Origin of the sequence: Bradyrhizobium sp. CCBAU 51765, from assembly GCF_015291725.1 — a bacterium.
In the GTDB taxonomy this organism is placed as follows: Bacteria; Pseudomonadota; Alphaproteobacteria; order Rhizobiales; family Xanthobacteraceae; genus Bradyrhizobium; species Bradyrhizobium liaoningense.
This window is the reverse complement of record NZ_CP030038.1, coordinates 2,399,170-2,416,931: the sequence shown is the minus strand read 5'-3', so window position 1 is coordinate 2,416,931 and position 17,762 is coordinate 2,399,170. Positions and strand designations below refer to the sequence as shown.

Sequence of the window (17,762 nt, the reverse complement as noted above, 5' to 3'; positions counted from 1 at the left end):
GTGACGCAGTGCCTCCCCGCGGGCTTCATCGCGGAGAGATCGTCCGTCAGGCTAGCGTTTGAACGCCGGATAGCTTTCCGGTGAAAGGATGTTGATGTCGCGATGGGCCCAATCCTCACGGTGCATGTTGGCCCACATGTGCTGAGCGCCCGCCTGCAGATCGGCCAGCAGCGCGTCAACGTCGAAACCCGGGACGACGCGATCCTTCATGACGAGCTTGCCGTCGATCATGGTTGCGTTCAGGTCTTCCGCCTGCGCGGAATAGACGATGTTGCGCACGGGATCGCGCATCGGCGTCATGAACAGGCTTGCGCCTTCCCAGAACAGCAGGTCGGCCTTGGCGCCAGGAGCGATCCGGCCAAGATCGTCGCGGCCAAGCGCCTTCGCGGCCGACAATGTCGCGGAGTTGAACACGTCGGCGGCGGTCGCCACCTCGGTCCGCCGATCCATGATCTTACTGATGACGGCCGTCCAGCGCAGCGCCTCGATCATGCTCTGCGGAGAGGTGTCCGTCGCCAGGGTCATGTTGACACCCCGAGCCAGGTACTTGGAATAGCTCTCCATCGCGATGCCGCGGCGGGCGAACACCCAGACCGCGTGCGCGACATTGGTGCCCGTGTCGGCGAGGATGCCGACATCATCAGCGTGATAATTGGTCCAGCTCGATCCACCGGGCATGATGACATGGCCGAGGATGACGTCGTTGCCGAGGAAGCCGATCTTCTCCAGCCATTCGACCGGCGAGCAGCCGTTGCGACGAACCATCTCCTGGAATTCCGGCACCGACTGCGAGACATGCAGCGCGAGCGGCACCTTCAGTTCGGTCGCCATCTCGCGCGAGCGGCGCAGCAGCGCCTCTGAGCAGGTATCCACTTGCACCGGCGTCAGAAAACCCTTGATCCTGCCGTTGGCGCGGCCATCGACTTCCTTGATGAAATTGACCGCGTGCTGCATTGCGGCCACGCCGTCGTCGGCCGACCATTCGTATTGAACGCTCTTGCCGTCCTTCGTGTACCAACGCCCGGAGCGGTAGAACTCGCCGATATAGGCCCGCAGTCCGGCCTTCTCCGCCTGTTCGGCAACAAACTGGCCATGGCGGCCCATCTCGACGACGGTGGTCGTGCCTGTACGGATCAGTTCCGGCATGGACGCCGCAACGGACGCGCGGCGCGCCTGGTCGGTGATGGCGCCATCACGTGCGGTCAGAAACTCGAAGAGACCGGAAAGGTAAAAATTCCGCGGACCACGATCCTCGACAAACGAGCGGTCGAGCGGCGACTCGCTCAGATGCGTGTGCGTGTTGATGAAGCCCGGCGTGACGATCTTGTCCTTGGCATCGATGATCTCGTCCGCCTGACCGTCGAATTCGCCGCCGCCAACATGCGTGATGCGATCGTCCTCGACGACGATCACGCCGTTCTGCAAATGCCGATGACCGCCGTCCTGAAAGGCAATGACATGGCCTGCCCGGACCACTGTTCGAACCATCGCCGCACCTCACTTTACAAATTATGTATCCATAGTTTGCATCATGGCTCCGGAATGTCCATCATAAAATCCGACCATTTGAGCGCCACGCGCCCATCGCACGGGCAGCACCATGCCTATTATTGCAGCGCGCGAGCGCTGACGCGCATCCGACCGCACTGGGCACCAAGGCGATGTTGGAACACCCCGGCGAGCTCATTTATGGCATTTTCCGTATGACGAAATCAGGCGCAGGGGCGCAGTCCGCCCATGGCTACGCGCCTCTCACGACTCGCGCGCTTCGGGGGGAAACGCCACGACATCATCAGACCCCACGATCAGTCCAACTTCGGCGCCGGCCGGACAGGACGACAAGGCCGCGATCCCCGGCGCGCGCAGCAGGACGGGTGCGCGCGCAACGCCGGCGATTTCGATGTAGAGATCGATGTGATCACCCTGGAAGACCTGTGTCGTCACCGTTCCGCGCAACGATCCCGGCGCGGTTCCCGGCGTCACGGCCAGATGCTCCGGCCGAATGAAGACGTCCACATCGTCACCGACGGCGAGCTTCGCGAGCGGCGCCGCCGGAACCTCCAGGCGCATCTTGCCGACGGACACGGTCGCGGCCTCTCCGCGCCGCTCGACGAGGCGTCCGGTGAGAACATTCACATTCCCGACGAAGGATGCAACAAAGCGATCCGCGGGACGGCAATAGACATCACCAGGCGCGGCAATCTGACGTATCCGCCCCGCCGACATCACCGCAATACGGTCTGACATCGACAGCGCCTCGCCCTGGTCGTGGGTCACGAAGATCGTGGTGACGCCGAGCTCGCGCTGGATCTGCTTCAGCTCGACCTGCATCGATCCGCGCAGATTCTTGTCGAGCGCCGAGAATGGCTCATCGAGCAAGAGCACCTTCGGCTTGATCACGAGCGCGCGCGCCAGTGCGACGCGCTGCTGCTGGCCGCCCGATAGCTGCCGCGGCTTGCGGTCACTGAATCCGTCCAGTCTCACCAGCGCCAGAGCCTCATCGACCCGGCGCGCAATCTCTTTCCTGCCGATGCCGCGGGTCTTCAGACCGTAGGCGATATTGTTGGCGACGCTCATATGCGGAAAGAGCGCATAATTCTGGAAGACGATGCCGATCTCGCGCTGATGGGCGGGCGTTTCGGTGACGAGCGTGCCTTCGATGAAGATCTCGCCACCATCGGCTTCGAGGAAGCCGGCAACGAGGTTGAGCAGCGTGGTCTTTCCGCAGCCAGACGGACCGAGCAGAGTCATGAACTCCGCCGGCCGGATCTTGAGCCAGGCCTCATGAAGAGCAATGGACTCACCGTAGCGCTTGGTCACACCGTCGAGCTGCACCGCCGGCTGGCCTTGCCGGCCCGCCTCGCTGCCTGCGGTCGCAGCCGTTCGGTCAGTGTGCATCAACATTGAGGATCTTCCCGAGGCCAAGGAAAGCATTGGCGAAACTCAGCAGCAATGCCGTGACGGCGATATAGATCACCGACAATGCAGCCAGCGTCGGATCGGCAAACTCGCGGACATAGTTATACATCGCGACCGGCAGCGTCTGCGTCGCCTGGCTGCTGACGAACAGCGTCGCCGTAAACTCGTTGAACGACAGGATCGCGGCGAACAGCCAGCCGCTCAACAGCCCCGGCAGCAGCAACGGAATCGTCACGGTCAGCAGAATACGGCCTGGCGTAGCGCCGAGGCTGGAAGCCGCGAGTTCAAGCCGGCTATCGAGGTTCTCCAGTGAGATGAAGGTGCTGCGCATCACGAATGGCAGCACCAGCAGCACGTGGGTCAGGATCACAAGCGGAAAGCCGCGCCCCGTACCCGCCTGCGACGCCAGGATCAGCACGCCCAGGCCGATCGTGTAGTGCGGGATGATCAGCGGCGATAGCAGGATGCCCTCGAGCAGTGACTTCAGGACGAAATTGTAGCGATGGATCGCGATGGCGAAGGCTGCGCCGATGACCAGGGCAATGCTCGACGCCCATAACGTCACCGTGAGGCCGTTCCAGAAGCCCCGGCCGAAGTCACTGTATGAGAAGGCCCGCCAGAACCAGCGTAGCGACCATGCTTGCGGCGGAAATGCCAGAATGGCGCGGTCGTTGAACGCGGTCACGGCCACGACGATGCCGGGCAGCAGCACGAACAGAAGGATCGCAGAGACAAGGATGCGCCCTGACCATCTCAGCGCTATGTTGGCCGGAGACCGCTTCATGTGGCGCTCGCGAGCCGCTCCAGCGGCCGGGTCGCCTGCTTCAGCAATGCGATGACGGCCAGAGACAGCGCGAGACCAATGATCGACAGGCTTGCGGCAAAGGGGAAATTGAACGACGAGAAGCCGAGCTGATAGATCAGGGTCGATACCGTGCTGACCCGCCCGCCACCGATCAGTTGCGGCGTCGCGAAGGCGCTGAATGTCCAGGCAAACGCCGTCGAGAAGCCGGCGACAATACCCGGCATCGACAGCGGCAGAGTGATTGTCAGAAAGACCCGGATCGGTCCGGCACCGAGGCTCTCCGCCGCTTTCTCGCAATTCCGGTCGATATGCGACAGACCCGCGGCCAGCATGATGACCATGATCGGCATCGTTACATGGACCAGCGCAGCGATCACGCCGCCAGCGGTGAACATCATCTGTACAGGTCGCTCGACGAGACCAAGCTTCACCAGCAAAGTGTTCAGGAAGCCATTGTTCCCGAGCACGATCATCCAGGAATAGGTCCGCACCACCTCACCCAGAAACAATGGCGTCACCGCCGCGATCAGGATGAAGGAACGCACCGCCGAGCTTCTCGTGCGGACGAGCGCATAAGCGAGCGGAAAGGCCAGGATCAGCGTGAACGCCGCCGTCTCGAAGCAGAGCAGGATCGTATTCCAGAACGCGAACGCATAAAGCGGCCGGAGCATGGCCGCAAAATTCTGCAACGTGAACCCGCCCACATCAAGCGAGCCCGGAATGTAAGTCCTCATGCTGAACTGAAACACGGCCGCCATCGCAGCCGTCAGCCCCAGCGCGGCAAGTCCGGCCGGCGAAACGAACCATCCCAAAAACGGGCGTTTGATCATCGCGAACTCCGCGCAGGAACTCGCGGCCCGGCCGTAGCCGGGCCGCACCTTTCGCTCAGGGAGCCATCATGTTCTCGGCGAACCATTTCCGCCACTCGGCCGTCTTTTCGGCACGCAGCTTGTGATCGATGATAAGCGTCTGATGCGCCCATTGGTCTGGAGTCGTTAACACGCCGGGGAGCGCAGCCACCTCGGGCCGGAGCTTCGCGTTATCGACCACGGGGCTACCCTTCTTGAGATCGGCGATCTGTGCCTGCACCGCCGGATCGAGCGCAATGTTCAGGAACTTGTAGGCCAGATCAGCCTTGGCCGTGCCCTTGGTGATGCCCATGGTGTCAACACCAAGCACCGCACCCTCCTTGGGAATGACGAGCCTGATCGGGACGCCCTGGTCGCGCATGTAGTAAGCATTCATCGACAGCACGACCTGGACCGGCGTCTCTCCGGTCGCGAACATCTGCTGGCTGTTGGCGTCATTGGTGTAGAAGGCCTTGTAGTTCGGCTTCAGCGCCTTCAGCTTGTCCTTTCCGGCCTCCCAGTGCGCGGCATCGGCGCCGGACAATTTCGCGGCGACAGCGATAACATGGCTGGGATCGAAATCGGGCGACGAGATCATGCCCTTCAGCGCAGGATTCCAGAGCCCTTCCCAGCTGTCGAAGCTGACACCCTTCGGCAGCTGATCCGGCAGGTAGCCGATCGTGTAGACATAGGCCCAGGCGCCGATGTGGTAGGGGCTGATCCTGGCCTGCTCCACCAGATGCGCGGCATTGGGGATCTTGGCGAGATCGAGCTTCTCGAACAGATTGTCATTTGCATAGAGCCAGCCGACATGGGCCGTCGTGAAGGTGACATCACTCTCGGGCTTACCGGCCGCCAGCTTGGCCTGGTTGAGCCGGTCCATCGTGCCACCGGTGACGTACTCAACCTTGACGCCCGTCTCCGCCGTGAACTTCTTTGCGATCGACTCGTCGATCAGATCGCGAAAGCTGCCGCCCCAGGTGCTGACAACGAGCTTATCCTCAGCCGAGGCCACGGACGGCGCGCCAGCGATGATGAGCACCGACGACAGCACCACCGCGAAGTGCTTCAGGACACGTTTCATCTCGAACCCTCACAACAATGTTTGACATGGATCAGCAAGCAAACGGCATGCCATTTCGATCGACAACCCATTGAAAATACTTATGAAATACGCAAGCGAACATACCGACCTCTCTCACGAGAGATCAGCGCTCATCTTGTGAGGAGCTGATGGTCAATCAGCCCCGAGGCGATCCAATCATCGACGCTTCAGCGATCATTTCGATCTCCGTCAGACCTCAGAGGATCCCGTCTGTCACAACGAGAGCATCGGCCTGCCTGCTTATGCCTGTTCGAGAAGCAGTCCGATCTGGACCGCGGCAGCATCCACTGGCACGGCCGACCACGCTCATTCGCTCTTTCCATCGATGCGGTCCGACAACCCGGCTGACTTCTTCACGAAATCGAGTGGGCCGGAGAAGTCAAAGCTGTTGTAGACAGCGGCCAGATGGTTGAAGTGCGGCGCCTGGGCGAATTGCACGAAGGTCAGACGGTGACCGGCATAGTCCGAATTGAGAAGGTCGCGCGCGAAGGCAAGCAGCTTGCGGCGATCATCGGCTTGCCACTCGTCGTTCAGGGAATAGAACTTGTTCAGCCACTCCCCGCTGCCCTTGACGTCGAACGCATTCACATTGGGCGTGATGCAGATCTGTCCACCGCACAATTCGCGTGCGATGTGCATCATCGCCGGCAGCTGCGAGCATGCAAAGACGCGCCCCGCATAGAGCATGGACTGCTGCGGCATCAACAGCCCGCCCGAGCTCTTCTCGGCCATCGCGATCGACGCCGTGAGATGCGCGTTGATGCCCTCGCGGTAGCAGACGAGATCGGCAAGCTTCTCACGCACCGATTGGAGCTTGTCGAGGCCGGTCTGTTTGGCGTTCCACATCGCCGCCCCGATCATCATGTCGGCAACGTAAAGCAGCCGCAGCACGTAAGGGAATGCCGAGTAGCGATGCAGCGTCGAGCGCACAAATTGAGCGGCGCGCGTGTGGCGATAGAAGAAGACGTCCTCCCAGGGAACCAGGACATCGTCGAACACGACCAGCGCTTCCACCTCGTCGAAGCGGTTGGCGAGCGGATAGTCCTGTGGGTTGCTGCGGCTGGCGAACCCGCTGCGGCATATGTGCTTGACGCCAGGCGCGCCCATCTTGACGATGCAGCCCACCGCGTAGTCCGACAGCTTCTCGGTCGACCATGCGCCGACTGTGGGCTTCAGATAGGCTTGGTCGGCATAGGCGGCCGCAGTCTCGTATTTGGCGCCACGGATGATGATCCCGGCATCGGTCTCGCGCGTGACGTGGACCATCATGTCGGGATCCTGCTGCTGCGGCGGCAGCGAGCGATCGCCCTTCGGGTCAGTGTTGGCGGAGACGTGAAAGACGTCCTTTTCGACCACGGCGCGGATGTGACGGTCGATATTGGGCGCGAAACGTGGGTCGATCTCGGCCAGCACGTCGCGACCGTCGGTCAGCGACCACATTTCACCAATGGTCTCATCACCAACCCGGGTGACGACGCCGGAAATGTCCTTCATGAAGTGATCGAGGGCCTTGATCTTGTCGTGCCAGTCCTTCTGTACCAGCGGGGGACGGTAGAAGATCGAGTGCCGCTCGTTACCCTCGACATAAGTTAGATCTCCGCTGTAGCGCTCCTCATGCGCCATGTCGTACATGCGCGCCTTGATGTCGATGATCGGCTTCAGCGCAGGATGCGTGGTGACGTCCTTGACACGCTCACCATCGATCCAGACCTCGCGACCATCGCGAATGCCCTGCTTGTACTCTTCGCCCGTGCGGATCATCGATTGGCTCCTGTTGCACTGGACGAGAGGGTGGCGGAGCAGTTAGCATAAGGAAAATATAATTATCGTTGGAGATGCATAGGAAAACACGATGAGGTTCTCTCTCCGCGCCCTTCGGTACATGGTCGAAACGGCCGACGCGGGGAGTGTAACCGAGGCGGCCAAGCGCCTGAACGTATCGCAACCCTCGATTTCGGCTGCGCTGAGCCAGATCGAGGCTGAACTCGGCATTCAGGTCTTCGTCCGGCATCTGGCAAAGGGCGTCACGCTGTCGCCGGCCGGCCACCGTCTCGTCAATGATGCACGATTGTTGCTCAATCACGCGCGCGATTTCGCGCAAAGTGCACAGTCCCTCGGCAATGCGCTTCATGGCGAGATCGTGGTTGGAAGCTTCCTGACCCTCGCTACGCGCTTCATGCCAGGATTGCTCTCCGGCTTTCGCCAACGCCAGCCCGGCATCTCGGTCAAGCTGGAGGAAGGCAACCAGCAGGAAATCATCGACGCGTTGATGTTGGGGCGGACCGAGCTTGCCCTCTCCTATTCGTTCGCTGTGCCGGACGACATAACGGGCGACAAGCTATGTGAGCTGCCGCCCTATATCCTGCTGTCAGCCGACCATCCGCTGGCAAGGCGCCCTGCGATCAGCCTCGGGGAACTGCGCGACGAGCCCTTTATCCTGCTCGACCTGCCGCATTCACGCGACTACTTCTTCGGCCTGTTTGCCGCCGCAGGACTCGAGCCGCGCGTCGCCTTCCGGAGCCGCTCATTCGAAATGATCCGCGGCCTGATCGGACATGGACAGGGATATTCGATCCACAATGCGGTGCCGCGCACGAATATAGGCTACGACGGCAGCCGCATCGCCGTCGTGCCGATCGTCGAGCCTTTGCCGCCAACTCACGTCACGGTGCTGCGGCTGAAGCGGCACACGCAGCGTCCCGCCGTGCAGAGTTTCGCCGACTACACGCGCGATGCCTTTGCCATCGGCGGCCTCTTCGGGCCCGGCTCAATAGCCCCGCCCGGGGTCGACGCGACTTAGTAACGGCTCACCGGTCCGGGAACGACGGACGTTTTCGCCGATCTGCCGTGCAGCGGACGCCGGCAGCGCGATCGATGCCAGATGCGGCGTGATCAGCACATTGTCGAGAGTCCAGAGCGGACTTTCCGATGGCAATGGTTCGGTTGCAAACACGTCCAGCGTCGCCTCAGCGATATGACCGGTTCGCAGCGCCTCGACCAACGCAGGCTCATCGACAATGCTGCCGCGCGACACGTTGACGAAGGAGGCCCCTGGCCTCATCTGTGCCAGCCTGCCGGCATCGAGGAGACCGCGGGTCGCCGCAGTCTGCGGCAGCATGCAGACAACGATATCGCTCTCTCCCAACACCGCTTCCAGCGCATCCAGGCCGGCCGAGGTCTCGATCCCGTCGATAGCCTTCGGCGATCTCGACCAGCCGCGTACCCGAAAGCCTTGTCGTGCACATTCCATCGCAGCGGTCAGCCCGAGCTCGCCAAGACCGAGCATGCCGACTTTGATTGTCTCGGGATCGCGCGGATGGATGTAGTGCCAGCGCCGCTCGCGCTGCGCCCGTTCGAAGGCGGGAATATTGCGCGCATGACGCAGCACCGCGAACAGCACGAAGCCCGCCATCATGCGTGCCATCTTTGGATCGGACAGGCGGGTGATCGGCACGTCAGGCAGATCGGGGCGTCCGACCAGCGCATCGACACCAGCCCCGAGATTGACAACAAGACCAAGATTGGGAAAGCGCGCGAAGAAGCCATGCGGAGGCTTCCAGACGAGCGCATGCCGGACACGCCCGACCTCCTCGATATCATCGGCGCGGCGTAGCTCGACATCCTCGGCCGCAAGCGCCGCGCGCCACGCGTTGAAATCGTCATGGGCGCTGTAGAACGCCATCAAGTCGGATCTCATCGAGCCGCCTGCTCCGCGATCAATCGTGAGGCCGCCGTCAATGCGAGCTCGTAGCCGAGCGCGCCGAGGCCAGCAACCACACCCGTCGCCGCGCGCGACACATAGGAATGGTGCCGAAACGGCTCGCGCTTCCAGATATTGCTCATATGCGCCTCGACGATCGGTCCTTCGAAAGCAAGCAGCGCATCGAGAATTGCAATTGACGTGTAGGTGAGCCCGGCAGCGTTGATGACGATGCCCGCGGCCTTCTCCCGCGCCTCCTGGATCCAGTCGACGAGAACGCCTTCATGGTTCGACTGGCGGAAATCGAGCGCCAGACCAAGCGTAGCGGCGTGATCCTCACATCGCTTCTGGATCGAAACGAAGCTCTCGCGGCCATAGGTTCCGCTGCGATCCAGGCCGTACAGATTGGCGTTCGGACCATTGAGGAAATAGATCGTCGGTTTCGTCATGGATGCGCTTACACCTCTGCCAATACGGTCGACACGCGCCGCGACCGCCGACGATGCAGGACGCATACCAGTCAGGACGTGCGCGGCCGCACGAACAGTACCCAGCCGCGTCATCCGGACGAAAATCGAAAAAACCTATAGGATTCGACGGATTTCGATATGTGCTGCCGGACTTCAGGTCACGCGACGCGAGCCGTTCAGTCCGGCGTGCCCTTTTCGGGCCGGTTCTGCTCTCCCTCGACCAGTCCGCGGAAGGTGCGGCGCTCCATGACGGGCGCGACCATACCCGGGATATAGGCGTCGGAGACGAAGCGGCGGCAATGCTGTTCGAACATGTCGACCAACCTGGATTTTCGTCCCTGGGAAAGAGTCAGCACGCCCATGACCATCGGCCTGTGATCGCCGGACAGCCGAACCCGGGACACGCGCCGGCCGTCCAAGGCAATCTCGCAGCGCGGCCGAACGTTCGCCAGCGTGTAGCCGTAGCCGTTGGCGACCATGGTCCGGATCACGTCCTGATGCGTGGAACGGGACACGATGTTCGGCTCAAGGCCTTCCTTCATGAACATGCTAAGGAAGTATTCGCGGCTGATCGGCAGATCCAGCAGTATCAGCGGCTCTCGCGCGAGCTCTTGCAGGCTCACGGCAGAGTGGCGTGCCAGCGGGCCGGCTTCGCTGACCACGACATGCGGCGGCAGGCTCGCCAGCGGCAGAAACTCGAATTCGTCGGGAATCAAGAGGTCGTAAGTGATGGCAACATCAAGCTCCGCGCGCAGCAGGCGCTCCAGCAGCTGCTCGTGGTCGGCGACCGTCTGGATGATACGCGATTCCGGATAGGTGGACGTGAACGAGTGCGACAACTCCGGCATCACCATCGGCGCCAGCGTCACCAGGCTTCCCAGCGATAATTGGCCACGAACGCGCTCTCCGACCTCGGACGCCACCGAATAGACCTGCTCGGCCTGCTCGATCAGCCGCTTCGCTTCCACGAGAAGGACGCGTCCCGCTGACGTCAGCGACAACCCCTGGGCGTGCCGGCGCACGAAGAGCTGGGTTCCGAGTTCCTCCTCCAGATGCGCGATCGCCGTCGAGATCGAGGGCTGTGAGATGTTCACTCGCTCCGACGCCAGAGTGATGCTTCCGGTCTCCGCTGTGGCGATGAAATATTCGATCTGGCGTAGCGTATATCTCATCAGCTTCTGTTCGCCCCCTGCATCGGACTCCATGGAGCCAACTTATAGCATGGGCGCGCGCCCGATCAGGCCCTGTCGTCGCCGGCGACGCCGAAACCGGGCGCCACTGACGGATTTCTTGCCCGGTCGATATAGGCGTCGACCTGAGGCTGATAGATCTCCCAAAGCTTCCTAAGTTCCTCGATCGGACTATCGCTCCAATCGACCCGGAGGTCCACGATCGGCCAGGATACGTCGCGCACCACATGGAGGCCGGCGGAATGAACCGGTCCGGCCTCTCCCCCCTGCGCCAGCCCGGCCCTCAGCGCCGCCAGCAGCCGCTCGACGAACGGCGCGCCTGCACTGCCCTGATAAGCCGAAACCATGGCCACCGGCACCTCGGCGTTGGCGAGCATGTTGCCCGCGGCCATCGCGCCCTCGCCACCATGGGTGGCGTGAATGCCGAGTGTGTTGCCGCCTGAATACGACGTGCTGCGTCCCTGCGAATCGACCACCACGAGCTGCCGGTAGGCGATGAACGGCGTCGAAGCCACCAGCGCGTCGCGGACCTCGCTTGCGCTCAGACCACGCGCCAGCAGATCGAGACCGATCTGTCCCAGCGCGGGATCCGTGATGTTCTGGCTCGCGACCGCACCGACCTTGGCGCGCAGATGGACGCAGCGGGCCGCGACGGCCGGAGACGAGGACGAGATCACCATGCCGAACATCCCGGTGTCCGGGCAGCGGGCCGTCAGGGAGAAGGTCATGCAGACCTCACCTGCCGTCGGGGATGACAGCCGTCACATCGACCTCGACCAGCCATTCCGGCCGGGCCAGCGCCGACACGACGATCCCGGTCGAGACCGGGAAGACGCCCTTGAGGTGCTCTCCGATCTTGCGATAAACCGCCTCGCGATAGCGAGGATCGGTGATGTAGATCGTGATCTTGCAGATGTCGCCGAGTTCTGCGCCCGCCTCCGCCAGCAACGTCCTGACGTTCGTCATCGCCTGCTCGGTCTGGCCAGCAGCATCGCCGATCGCGACATTGACCGCGGTGTCGAGGTCCTGGCCGACTTGGCCGCGCACGAACACCATGCTGCCCTTGGCGACCACGACCTGGCACAGATCGTTGTCGAGCTTCTGCTCGGGATATGTGTTCTTGGTGTTGAACTGTCGGATACGTTTGTGAGTCATTTACTGGTCCTGATGTCGGAAGCAAAGCGATCAAGAGGCTTGAGAAGCCGGGATGGGATGGGCGCGGCCATAGACGCGATCGGCATAGATCAAGGCCCGCCCCGAGCCCACCGTCACCGCGCCGACTGCGCCGACGAAGATGTGATGGGTGCCGACGCGTTCGGACGATATGACGCGGCAGTCGAAAGCCACCACGGATTCAGCCAGCCGCGGCGCGCCGGTCTCACTCGGAAGCCATTGCCCATATGCAAACTTATCGTCGCCGCCAAACTTGCTGCGGCCGCCAAAGTGATCGGCGATATCGGCCTGATCGTCGCGCAGGATATTGATGCAGAAGACGCCATTGTCGACGATGGCCGCCGCCGTCTTGCTCTGATGATGGATACAGACCAGAACCGTTGGCGTGCTGCCGTCGGCAGAGACCGATGACATCGCCGAGACCGTGACGCCGGCGCGTCCCGCCGGACCATCCGTCGTCACGACATTGACGCAAAATGCGGCCCGGCTCATGCCGTCAAGGAACTGCGTCCGAATGTCCATTGCCGTCGGTTGCACGCTTATGGCTGACATGTCATGCCCTCTCGCTATTCGGCCGCATCGCGGATCTGTCCAAACCATTGGTTGACGGCACGATCCCCTGTCTGAGCGCCCTTCTCTTTCATGACCCTCTCCGAGAGTCCCGCGGATCTGCGCACGAAATCGAGCGGACCGTCCCAATCGAAATTTCGATACACCGCGGCAAGGTGCGCGAACGGCGCCGACTGCGCAAACAGTTGGAAGGTCAGCCGATGGCCCGCATAGTCCGAGTTGAGCAGGTCGCGCGCAAAGGATAGCAGCCGGCGCCGGTCATCGGCGATCCAATGCTCGTTGACAGTGTAGAACTTCTCCAGCCACGGCCCTGTGTCGGCATCGTCGAACGCCGCCTTGTCCGGCGTCACGCAGACCTGGCCTCCGCACAACTCGCGCGCGACGTGCATCATCTCATGAAGTTGCGAGCAGGCCAGCACACGCCCGGTATAGAGCAGCGACTGGTTCGGCATCATCAAGCCGCCCGGGCTGCGCTCAGGCAGAGCGATCGCCGCCGTCAGATGCGCGTTGATCCCCTCGCGATAGATCGCGAGCTTGGAAAGCTTCTCCTGCACCGCTTGCTGCTTCTCAAGTCCAGTCTGACGAACGTTGAACAGCGCCGCGCCGATCAGCATGTCAGCCAACTTCAGATTCCGCTGCACGAACGCAAACGCCGAGTAGCGATGAAGCGTGGCCCGGATGTAGGCCGCCGCCTTCGTATGCCGATAGAACAGCACATTGTCCCAGGGGATCAGGACGTCGTCGAAGATCACCAGCGTATCGACCTCGTCGAACCGGTTCGACAACGGGTAATCTTCGGCCGGTGCGCGGCCCGCAAAGCCGGTGCGGCAGATGAATTTGAGGCCCGGGGCGTTGAGATCGCAGATGAACCCAACCGCATAATCGGAGTAGGCGGCATCGCCCCAATTGGCGATGGTCGGCTTGGTGAAGGCCTGATTGGCGTAGGCGGCCGCCGTCTCGTATTTGGCACCCCGCACCACGATCCCGGCGTCGGTCTCCCTGACGACATGCAGCAACATGTCAGGATCCTGGTCCTGCGGAGCCTTCGAGCGGTCACCCTTGGGGTCCGTATTGGCCGAGACGTGAAACGGATCGGAGTGCAGAACTTTCAGAATGTGGCAGCGAATGTTCTTGGAGAATTGCGGATCGACGTCGTTGAGCACATCCTGCCCGTCAAACAGCGACCACATTTCGCCGACCGTCTCATCGCCAACGCGCGTGATGATGCCGCCGGCATCCTCCAGAACCGTATCGGTCGCGCGACGCTTGTCCCACCAATCCTGCTGACTGAGCGGCAATTTGTTATTGATCGCATTGACCTCTCCGTCCTCGCGGTAAGTCATCAGATGCCGCGTCGCAGGGTCATGCTGGAGGTCGTAGATCCGCGCCCTGAGATCGACCAGCGGCTTGAACGCTGGATGGATGGTGACGTCCTTGATCTTCTCGCCGTTCATATAGACCGCGCGACCGTCGCGAATGGAGGCTTTATACTCTTCGCCCGTGCGTATCATGTCCGCTCCTGTCTCGATCTCTCAGCGGCATCCCAGAACTTGCCGGAACAGCGCATGTCGGCAGCCATCACTGCGCGTAGGACGGATCCTCGGCATCCAGGATGCATTTCATCTCTTCGAAATGCGCGATCGAGAAGTCCGTGATCTGCTCCCAATCCTGCGCGGTGCTCTCGGCGACAGCGTCGGGCAGCACCCTCAACGGCTGCCCCGTCGCGTAGGCCTGAACCAAAATCTGGCAGGCGCGCTCCAGCGTGTAGATGTCGTCGAAGGCTTCGCCGACCGTATTGGCGATCACGAGCACGCCGTGGTTTCCCATCATCAACCGCGACTTGTTGCCAAGCAGAGCGGCAAGGCGCGCGCCCTCCTGCTCACTGTCGGCCATGCCGCCATAGCCGTCGTCGATGGCGAGGCGATTGAAATAGCGTGCGGTATTCTGATCGATCGGCTTGATCTGCGGATCCATGAGCGACGCGATCGTGGTCGCGAAAGGCGGGTGGAGATGCATCACAACCCGCGCCTGGGGCAGTTGCCTGTGCATCTGGCCATGGATGGCCCAGGCCGTCGGATCGACGTCCGTCCGCCCCTTGACGCCTCGCTCATCATCCAGGTCGAACAGAACGAGATCGCTCGCCCTGATGCGCGAAAAGTGACGCCACTTTGGATTCATCAGGAAGCGGCGGCCATCGGCGGAGATCGCTGCGCTGAAATGGTTGGCGACGGCCTCATGCATGCCCAGCCTCGCAATGCTGCGGAAAGCGGCTGCGAGATCAACACGAAGCTGCTGCTCTTCCGGCGAGGTGGCGGAATTCATCATCTATGGCTCCTCCGAGACGCGAGGTCAGGCCAGCGAGACTTATGGATTCCGCGGCCGGGGTAAAATACGAAAATCGTCGCCGCTGATTACCTGAAAGCTATAGCGGGCGATCGCCAACGCCGAAGGCGAAAAGATCAATGGTTGATCACGGTTCGCCCAATAATTCCGCAACCAAACCGATTAGGCGTCATCTAAGCAAAGGACCCGGTTTTCGTAATTTACACGTTGCGGATCCCGACGGCTTACTTAGTCCGAGTTGACCTGACAGGATCTGTAATGGACGCGATCCCTGCCGCTCCCCTTCGAAGCCGCCGTACCGACGTGTTTCGCATGTTGTGGCGATCGTCGCGCGACGCAAAGGATACGACCGCCAGGCTCGCCGCATCGAACCAGACCTCTGCGTCGGCACCGACCGGTCCGGCCGCGTCGACCGTCAAGTTGCATGTTCGCGGCATCTCGAAGGCTTACGGCGAGGCAACCGTGCTCGGACCAATCGAGCTGAAGGTCGTTGCCGGCGAGCTCCTCGCGGTTCTCGGTCCATCCGGGTCCGGCAAGACCACGCTTCTCCAGATCATCTGCGGTCTGGTCGAGCCCTCGGGAGGCCAGCTGATCATCGATGGCCGCGACGAGACCGACAACTCAGCGGACAAGCGCGACATCGGCGTGGTGTTCCAGAACTACGCGCTGTTCCCTCACCTCACTGTCCGCGAAAACGTTGCGTTCCCGCTGCAGATGCGGCGCGTTCCCGCGGCTGAAATCAAGAGCCGGGCCGAAGCCACGCTCGCGATGGTCGGGCTGTCGGACTTCGCCAACCGCTTTCCCCGCGAACTGTCCGGCGGCCAGCAGCAGCGGGTCGCGCTGGCGCGCTGCTTCGTCTATCGGCCATCGCTGATCCTGATGGACGAGTCACTGTCCGCCCTCGACAAGAAGCTCAGGGAGGACATGCGGATCGAGATCAAGCGACTGCACCGCGAGACCGGTGCAACCATCATCTTCGTGACGCACGATCAGGAAGAGGCCCTCGCACTGGCTGACCGCATATGCCTGATGAACGAGGGCCGAATCGAGCAGCTCGGCACGCCCCAGGATCTCTACGAACGGCCGGCCAACACGTTCGTCGCCGATTTCATCGGCGCATCCAATCTGATCCATGGCAGCATTGCTGCCAACGGACGCCTTGAGACACGCGATGGCGTCCTGCCGCTGCCCGACGGTTGCGATTTGCAGCTCGGCCGACCGGCTGCGCTGGTGGTGCGCCCGGAAAAGCTCGTTCTCTGCGGCGCTGATGAAGCGCTGTTGAGCGGTCGTGTTCAGGAGAGCATTTATGCGGGCTCGGAGACGCGGCTTCTGGTCCGCCTCGCCAGCGGCACCGCGATCACCGTGCGTCGCACGGCCGGCCTGCCGCCGGTCGAAATCGATGACAACGTCTTCATCCGGTGGGAGCGCGATCAGGCCCGGGTCCTCGACAGCAGTCCATCGACATCGGGCGCATGACGCCACGCCATCACATCACGCCGTTCCGACATCAGTCAGTGCATCACGGGGAGAACAAAACAATGTCCGCCACCACGCGCATCTCACGACGAAAGCTTCTGAAAGCCGCAGGCGTGGCCGCCACCGGTGTCGCACTGCCCGCGGTCTGGTCCGGACGGGCCAGCGCAGCCGAGCAGATCACCGTCGCTGACGTCGGGGGCGCGCCAGGCGCCGCGCTGCGCACCGCCTTCTATGATCCATTCGAGAAGGCCACCGGCATCCGTGTCGAAGGCGTTGCCCACGAATCCGACCCGGTCACGCAGTTCAAGGTCATCGTCGACACCGGCAGCAAGCTCTGGGACGTCTGCATGGTGACCCCCGACGACGTGCTGCGCCTGACCCAGGAGAAGAACTATCTCGAGCCGCTCGAAATCACCAAGGGGCCGGATGACGAGCTGATTTCGGGCGCTCTTATGCCGAACTGGTTCGGCTTCTCGGCCTACGGCATCGTGATGGCTTACCGCACCGACGTCTACAAGAAGGAAGCCCCGACGGGCTGGGCCGATTTCTGGAACACGACCAAGTTTCCGGGGCGCCGCGGCCTGTATCGCAATCCCAAGGGCGTGCTGGAATCGGCGCTGCTCGCCGATGGGGTGGACCCGAAGAATCTCTACCCCCTCGACCTCGACCGCGCCTTCAAGATGATGGACAAAATTCGCTCCGAGGTCGCGGTGTGGTGGACCGCGGGCGCGCAAAACACCCAGATCCTGCAGAACGGCGAAGTCGACATGTCCGATACTTGGTCAGCGCGCGCCTTTGCCGCAATCGATTCCGGCGCCCCGGTCAACATCGTCTGGAAAGGCCTCTACTCCATCGATGGCTGGTCGATTCCGCTGGGAACGACCAAGCTGAAGCAGGCCCGCGAATTCGTAAAATTCTCCATGCAGCCCGAGCGCCAGGCTGCCTATTCCAGCATCGTCGCCAATGGTCCGAGCAACCTGAAGGCCTACAAGTTCATTACGCCTGAACGCGCAAAAGTGCTTCCGACGCTGCCCGAAAATCTCGCCGGCCTTACCGTGCGCGACTATGCCTATTGGGGCAAGCACTACGCGGCGGTCTCGGAGCGCTTTCAGGAATGGCTGCTGATGGGTGGCAGGAAATAGCGTCTGCAGCGGCAGGAAAAC

The 17,762-nt window shown here is 62.0% G+C and carries 17 protein-coding genes; 3 read left to right on the top strand and 14 right to left on the bottom strand.

Going from position 1 to position 17,762, the window contains the following annotated elements; all coding sequences use genetic code 11:
- Positions 1-51: 51 nt before the first annotated feature.
- The 6 genes from XH96_RS11415 to XH96_RS11390 form a co-directional block, all read right to left on the bottom strand.
- Positions 52-1,488, bottom strand: coding sequence for an amidohydrolase family protein (locus XH96_RS11415; protein ID WP_194392578.1), 1,437 nt, complete (start codon positions 1,486-1,488; stop codon positions 52-54).
- 264 nt (positions 1,489-1,752) lie between these two features.
- Positions 1,753-2,904 carry an ABC transporter ATP-binding protein gene (locus XH96_RS11410; protein WP_194392577.1) on the bottom strand — a complete coding sequence of 384 codons (1,152 nt, stop codon included), beginning with the start codon at positions 2,902-2,904 and terminating at the stop codon, positions 1,753-1,755.
- Positions 2,888-3,631 (bottom strand): ABC transporter permease, encoded by a 744-nt coding sequence (locus XH96_RS11405; RefSeq protein WP_246790052.1) that lies wholly within the window; start codon positions 3,629-3,631, stop codon positions 2,888-2,890. Before XH96_RS11405 ends, XH96_RS11410 begins: the two co-directional genes overlap by 17 nt.
- A 68-nt stretch (positions 3,632-3,699) precedes the next feature.
- Complete coding sequence (locus XH96_RS11400; RefSeq protein WP_194392575.1) at positions 3,700-4,554, bottom strand: ABC transporter permease; 855 nt, start codon at positions 4,552-4,554, stop codon at positions 3,700-3,702.
- 55 nt (positions 4,555-4,609) lie between these two features.
- Positions 4,610-5,656 (bottom strand): PotD/PotF family extracellular solute-binding protein, encoded by a 1,047-nt coding sequence (locus XH96_RS11395; RefSeq protein WP_194392574.1) that lies wholly within the window; start codon positions 5,654-5,656, stop codon positions 4,610-4,612.
- A gap of 327 nt (positions 5,657-5,983) precedes the next feature.
- Positions 5,984-7,438: a 4-hydroxyphenylacetate 3-hydroxylase family protein gene (locus XH96_RS11390; protein ID WP_194392573.1), complete on the bottom strand. Its 1,455-nt coding sequence runs from the start codon at positions 7,436-7,438 to the stop codon at positions 5,984-5,986.
- Positions 7,439-7,529: 91 nt separating this feature from the next.
- On the opposite strand from XH96_RS11390, the gene XH96_RS11385 reads away from it, so the two are divergent.
- A complete protein-coding gene (locus tag XH96_RS11385) occupies positions 7,530-8,477 on the top strand; it encodes a LysR family transcriptional regulator (RefSeq protein WP_194392572.1) in 948 nt (315 codons plus the stop codon).
- Here the strand turns inward: XH96_RS11385 and XH96_RS11380 are convergent.
- The 8 genes from XH96_RS11380 to XH96_RS11345 all read right to left on the bottom strand — a co-directional run bounded on the left by XH96_RS11380 (position 8,445) and on the right by XH96_RS11345 (position 15,105).
- Positions 8,445-9,374, bottom strand: a complete 930-nt coding sequence (locus tag XH96_RS11380) for a glyoxylate/hydroxypyruvate reductase A (protein WP_194392571.1) — start codon at positions 9,372-9,374, stop codon at positions 8,445-8,447. The genes XH96_RS11385 and XH96_RS11380 overlap by 33 nt on opposite strands.
- Positions 9,371-9,826 (bottom strand): type II 3-dehydroquinate dehydratase, encoded by a 456-nt coding sequence (locus tag XH96_RS11375; protein WP_194392570.1) that lies wholly within the window; start codon positions 9,824-9,826, stop codon positions 9,371-9,373. Before XH96_RS11375 ends, XH96_RS11380 begins: the two co-directional genes overlap by 4 nt.
- A gap of 197 nt (positions 9,827-10,023) precedes the next feature.
- A complete protein-coding gene (locus XH96_RS11370; protein ID WP_194392569.1) occupies positions 10,024-11,019 on the bottom strand; it encodes a LysR family transcriptional regulator in 996 nt (331 codons plus the stop codon).
- A gap of 65 nt (positions 11,020-11,084) precedes the next feature.
- Positions 11,085-11,765, bottom strand: a complete 681-nt coding sequence (locus XH96_RS11365) for a DUF1028 domain-containing protein (protein WP_194392568.1) — start codon at positions 11,763-11,765, stop codon at positions 11,085-11,087.
- Between the two features lie 7 nt (positions 11,766-11,772).
- A complete protein-coding gene (locus XH96_RS11360; RefSeq protein ID WP_194392567.1) occupies positions 11,773-12,192 on the bottom strand; it encodes a RidA family protein in 420 nt (139 codons plus the stop codon).
- A gap of 30 nt (positions 12,193-12,222) precedes the next feature.
- Complete coding sequence (locus XH96_RS11355; protein ID WP_210337876.1) at positions 12,223-12,732, bottom strand: flavin reductase; 510 nt, start codon at positions 12,730-12,732, stop codon at positions 12,223-12,225.
- 44 nt (positions 12,733-12,776) lie between these two features.
- Positions 12,777-14,291: a 4-hydroxyphenylacetate 3-hydroxylase family protein gene (locus XH96_RS11350; protein WP_194392566.1), complete on the bottom strand. Its 1,515-nt coding sequence runs from the start codon at positions 14,289-14,291 to the stop codon at positions 12,777-12,779.
- Between the two features lie 67 nt (positions 14,292-14,358).
- Positions 14,359-15,105, bottom strand: a complete 747-nt coding sequence (locus XH96_RS11345) for a class II aldolase and adducin N-terminal domain-containing protein (RefSeq protein WP_194392565.1) — start codon at positions 15,103-15,105, stop codon at positions 14,359-14,361.
- 330 nt (positions 15,106-15,435) lie between these two features.
- Here XH96_RS11345 and XH96_RS11340 point away from each other — a divergent pair, with 330 nt between their 5' ends.
- The gene (locus XH96_RS11340; protein ID WP_246790050.1) at positions 15,436-16,599 is read left to right on the top strand and encodes an ABC transporter ATP-binding protein; all 1,164 of its coding nucleotides are present in this window, start codon (positions 15,436-15,438) and stop codon (positions 16,597-16,599) included.
- 62 nt (positions 16,600-16,661) lie between these two features.
- Positions 16,662-17,741 (top strand): ABC transporter substrate-binding protein, encoded by a 1,080-nt coding sequence (locus tag XH96_RS11335; RefSeq protein ID WP_194392563.1) that lies wholly within the window; start codon positions 16,662-16,664, stop codon positions 17,739-17,741.
- The last annotated feature ends 21 nt before the right edge of the window (positions 17,742-17,762 follow it).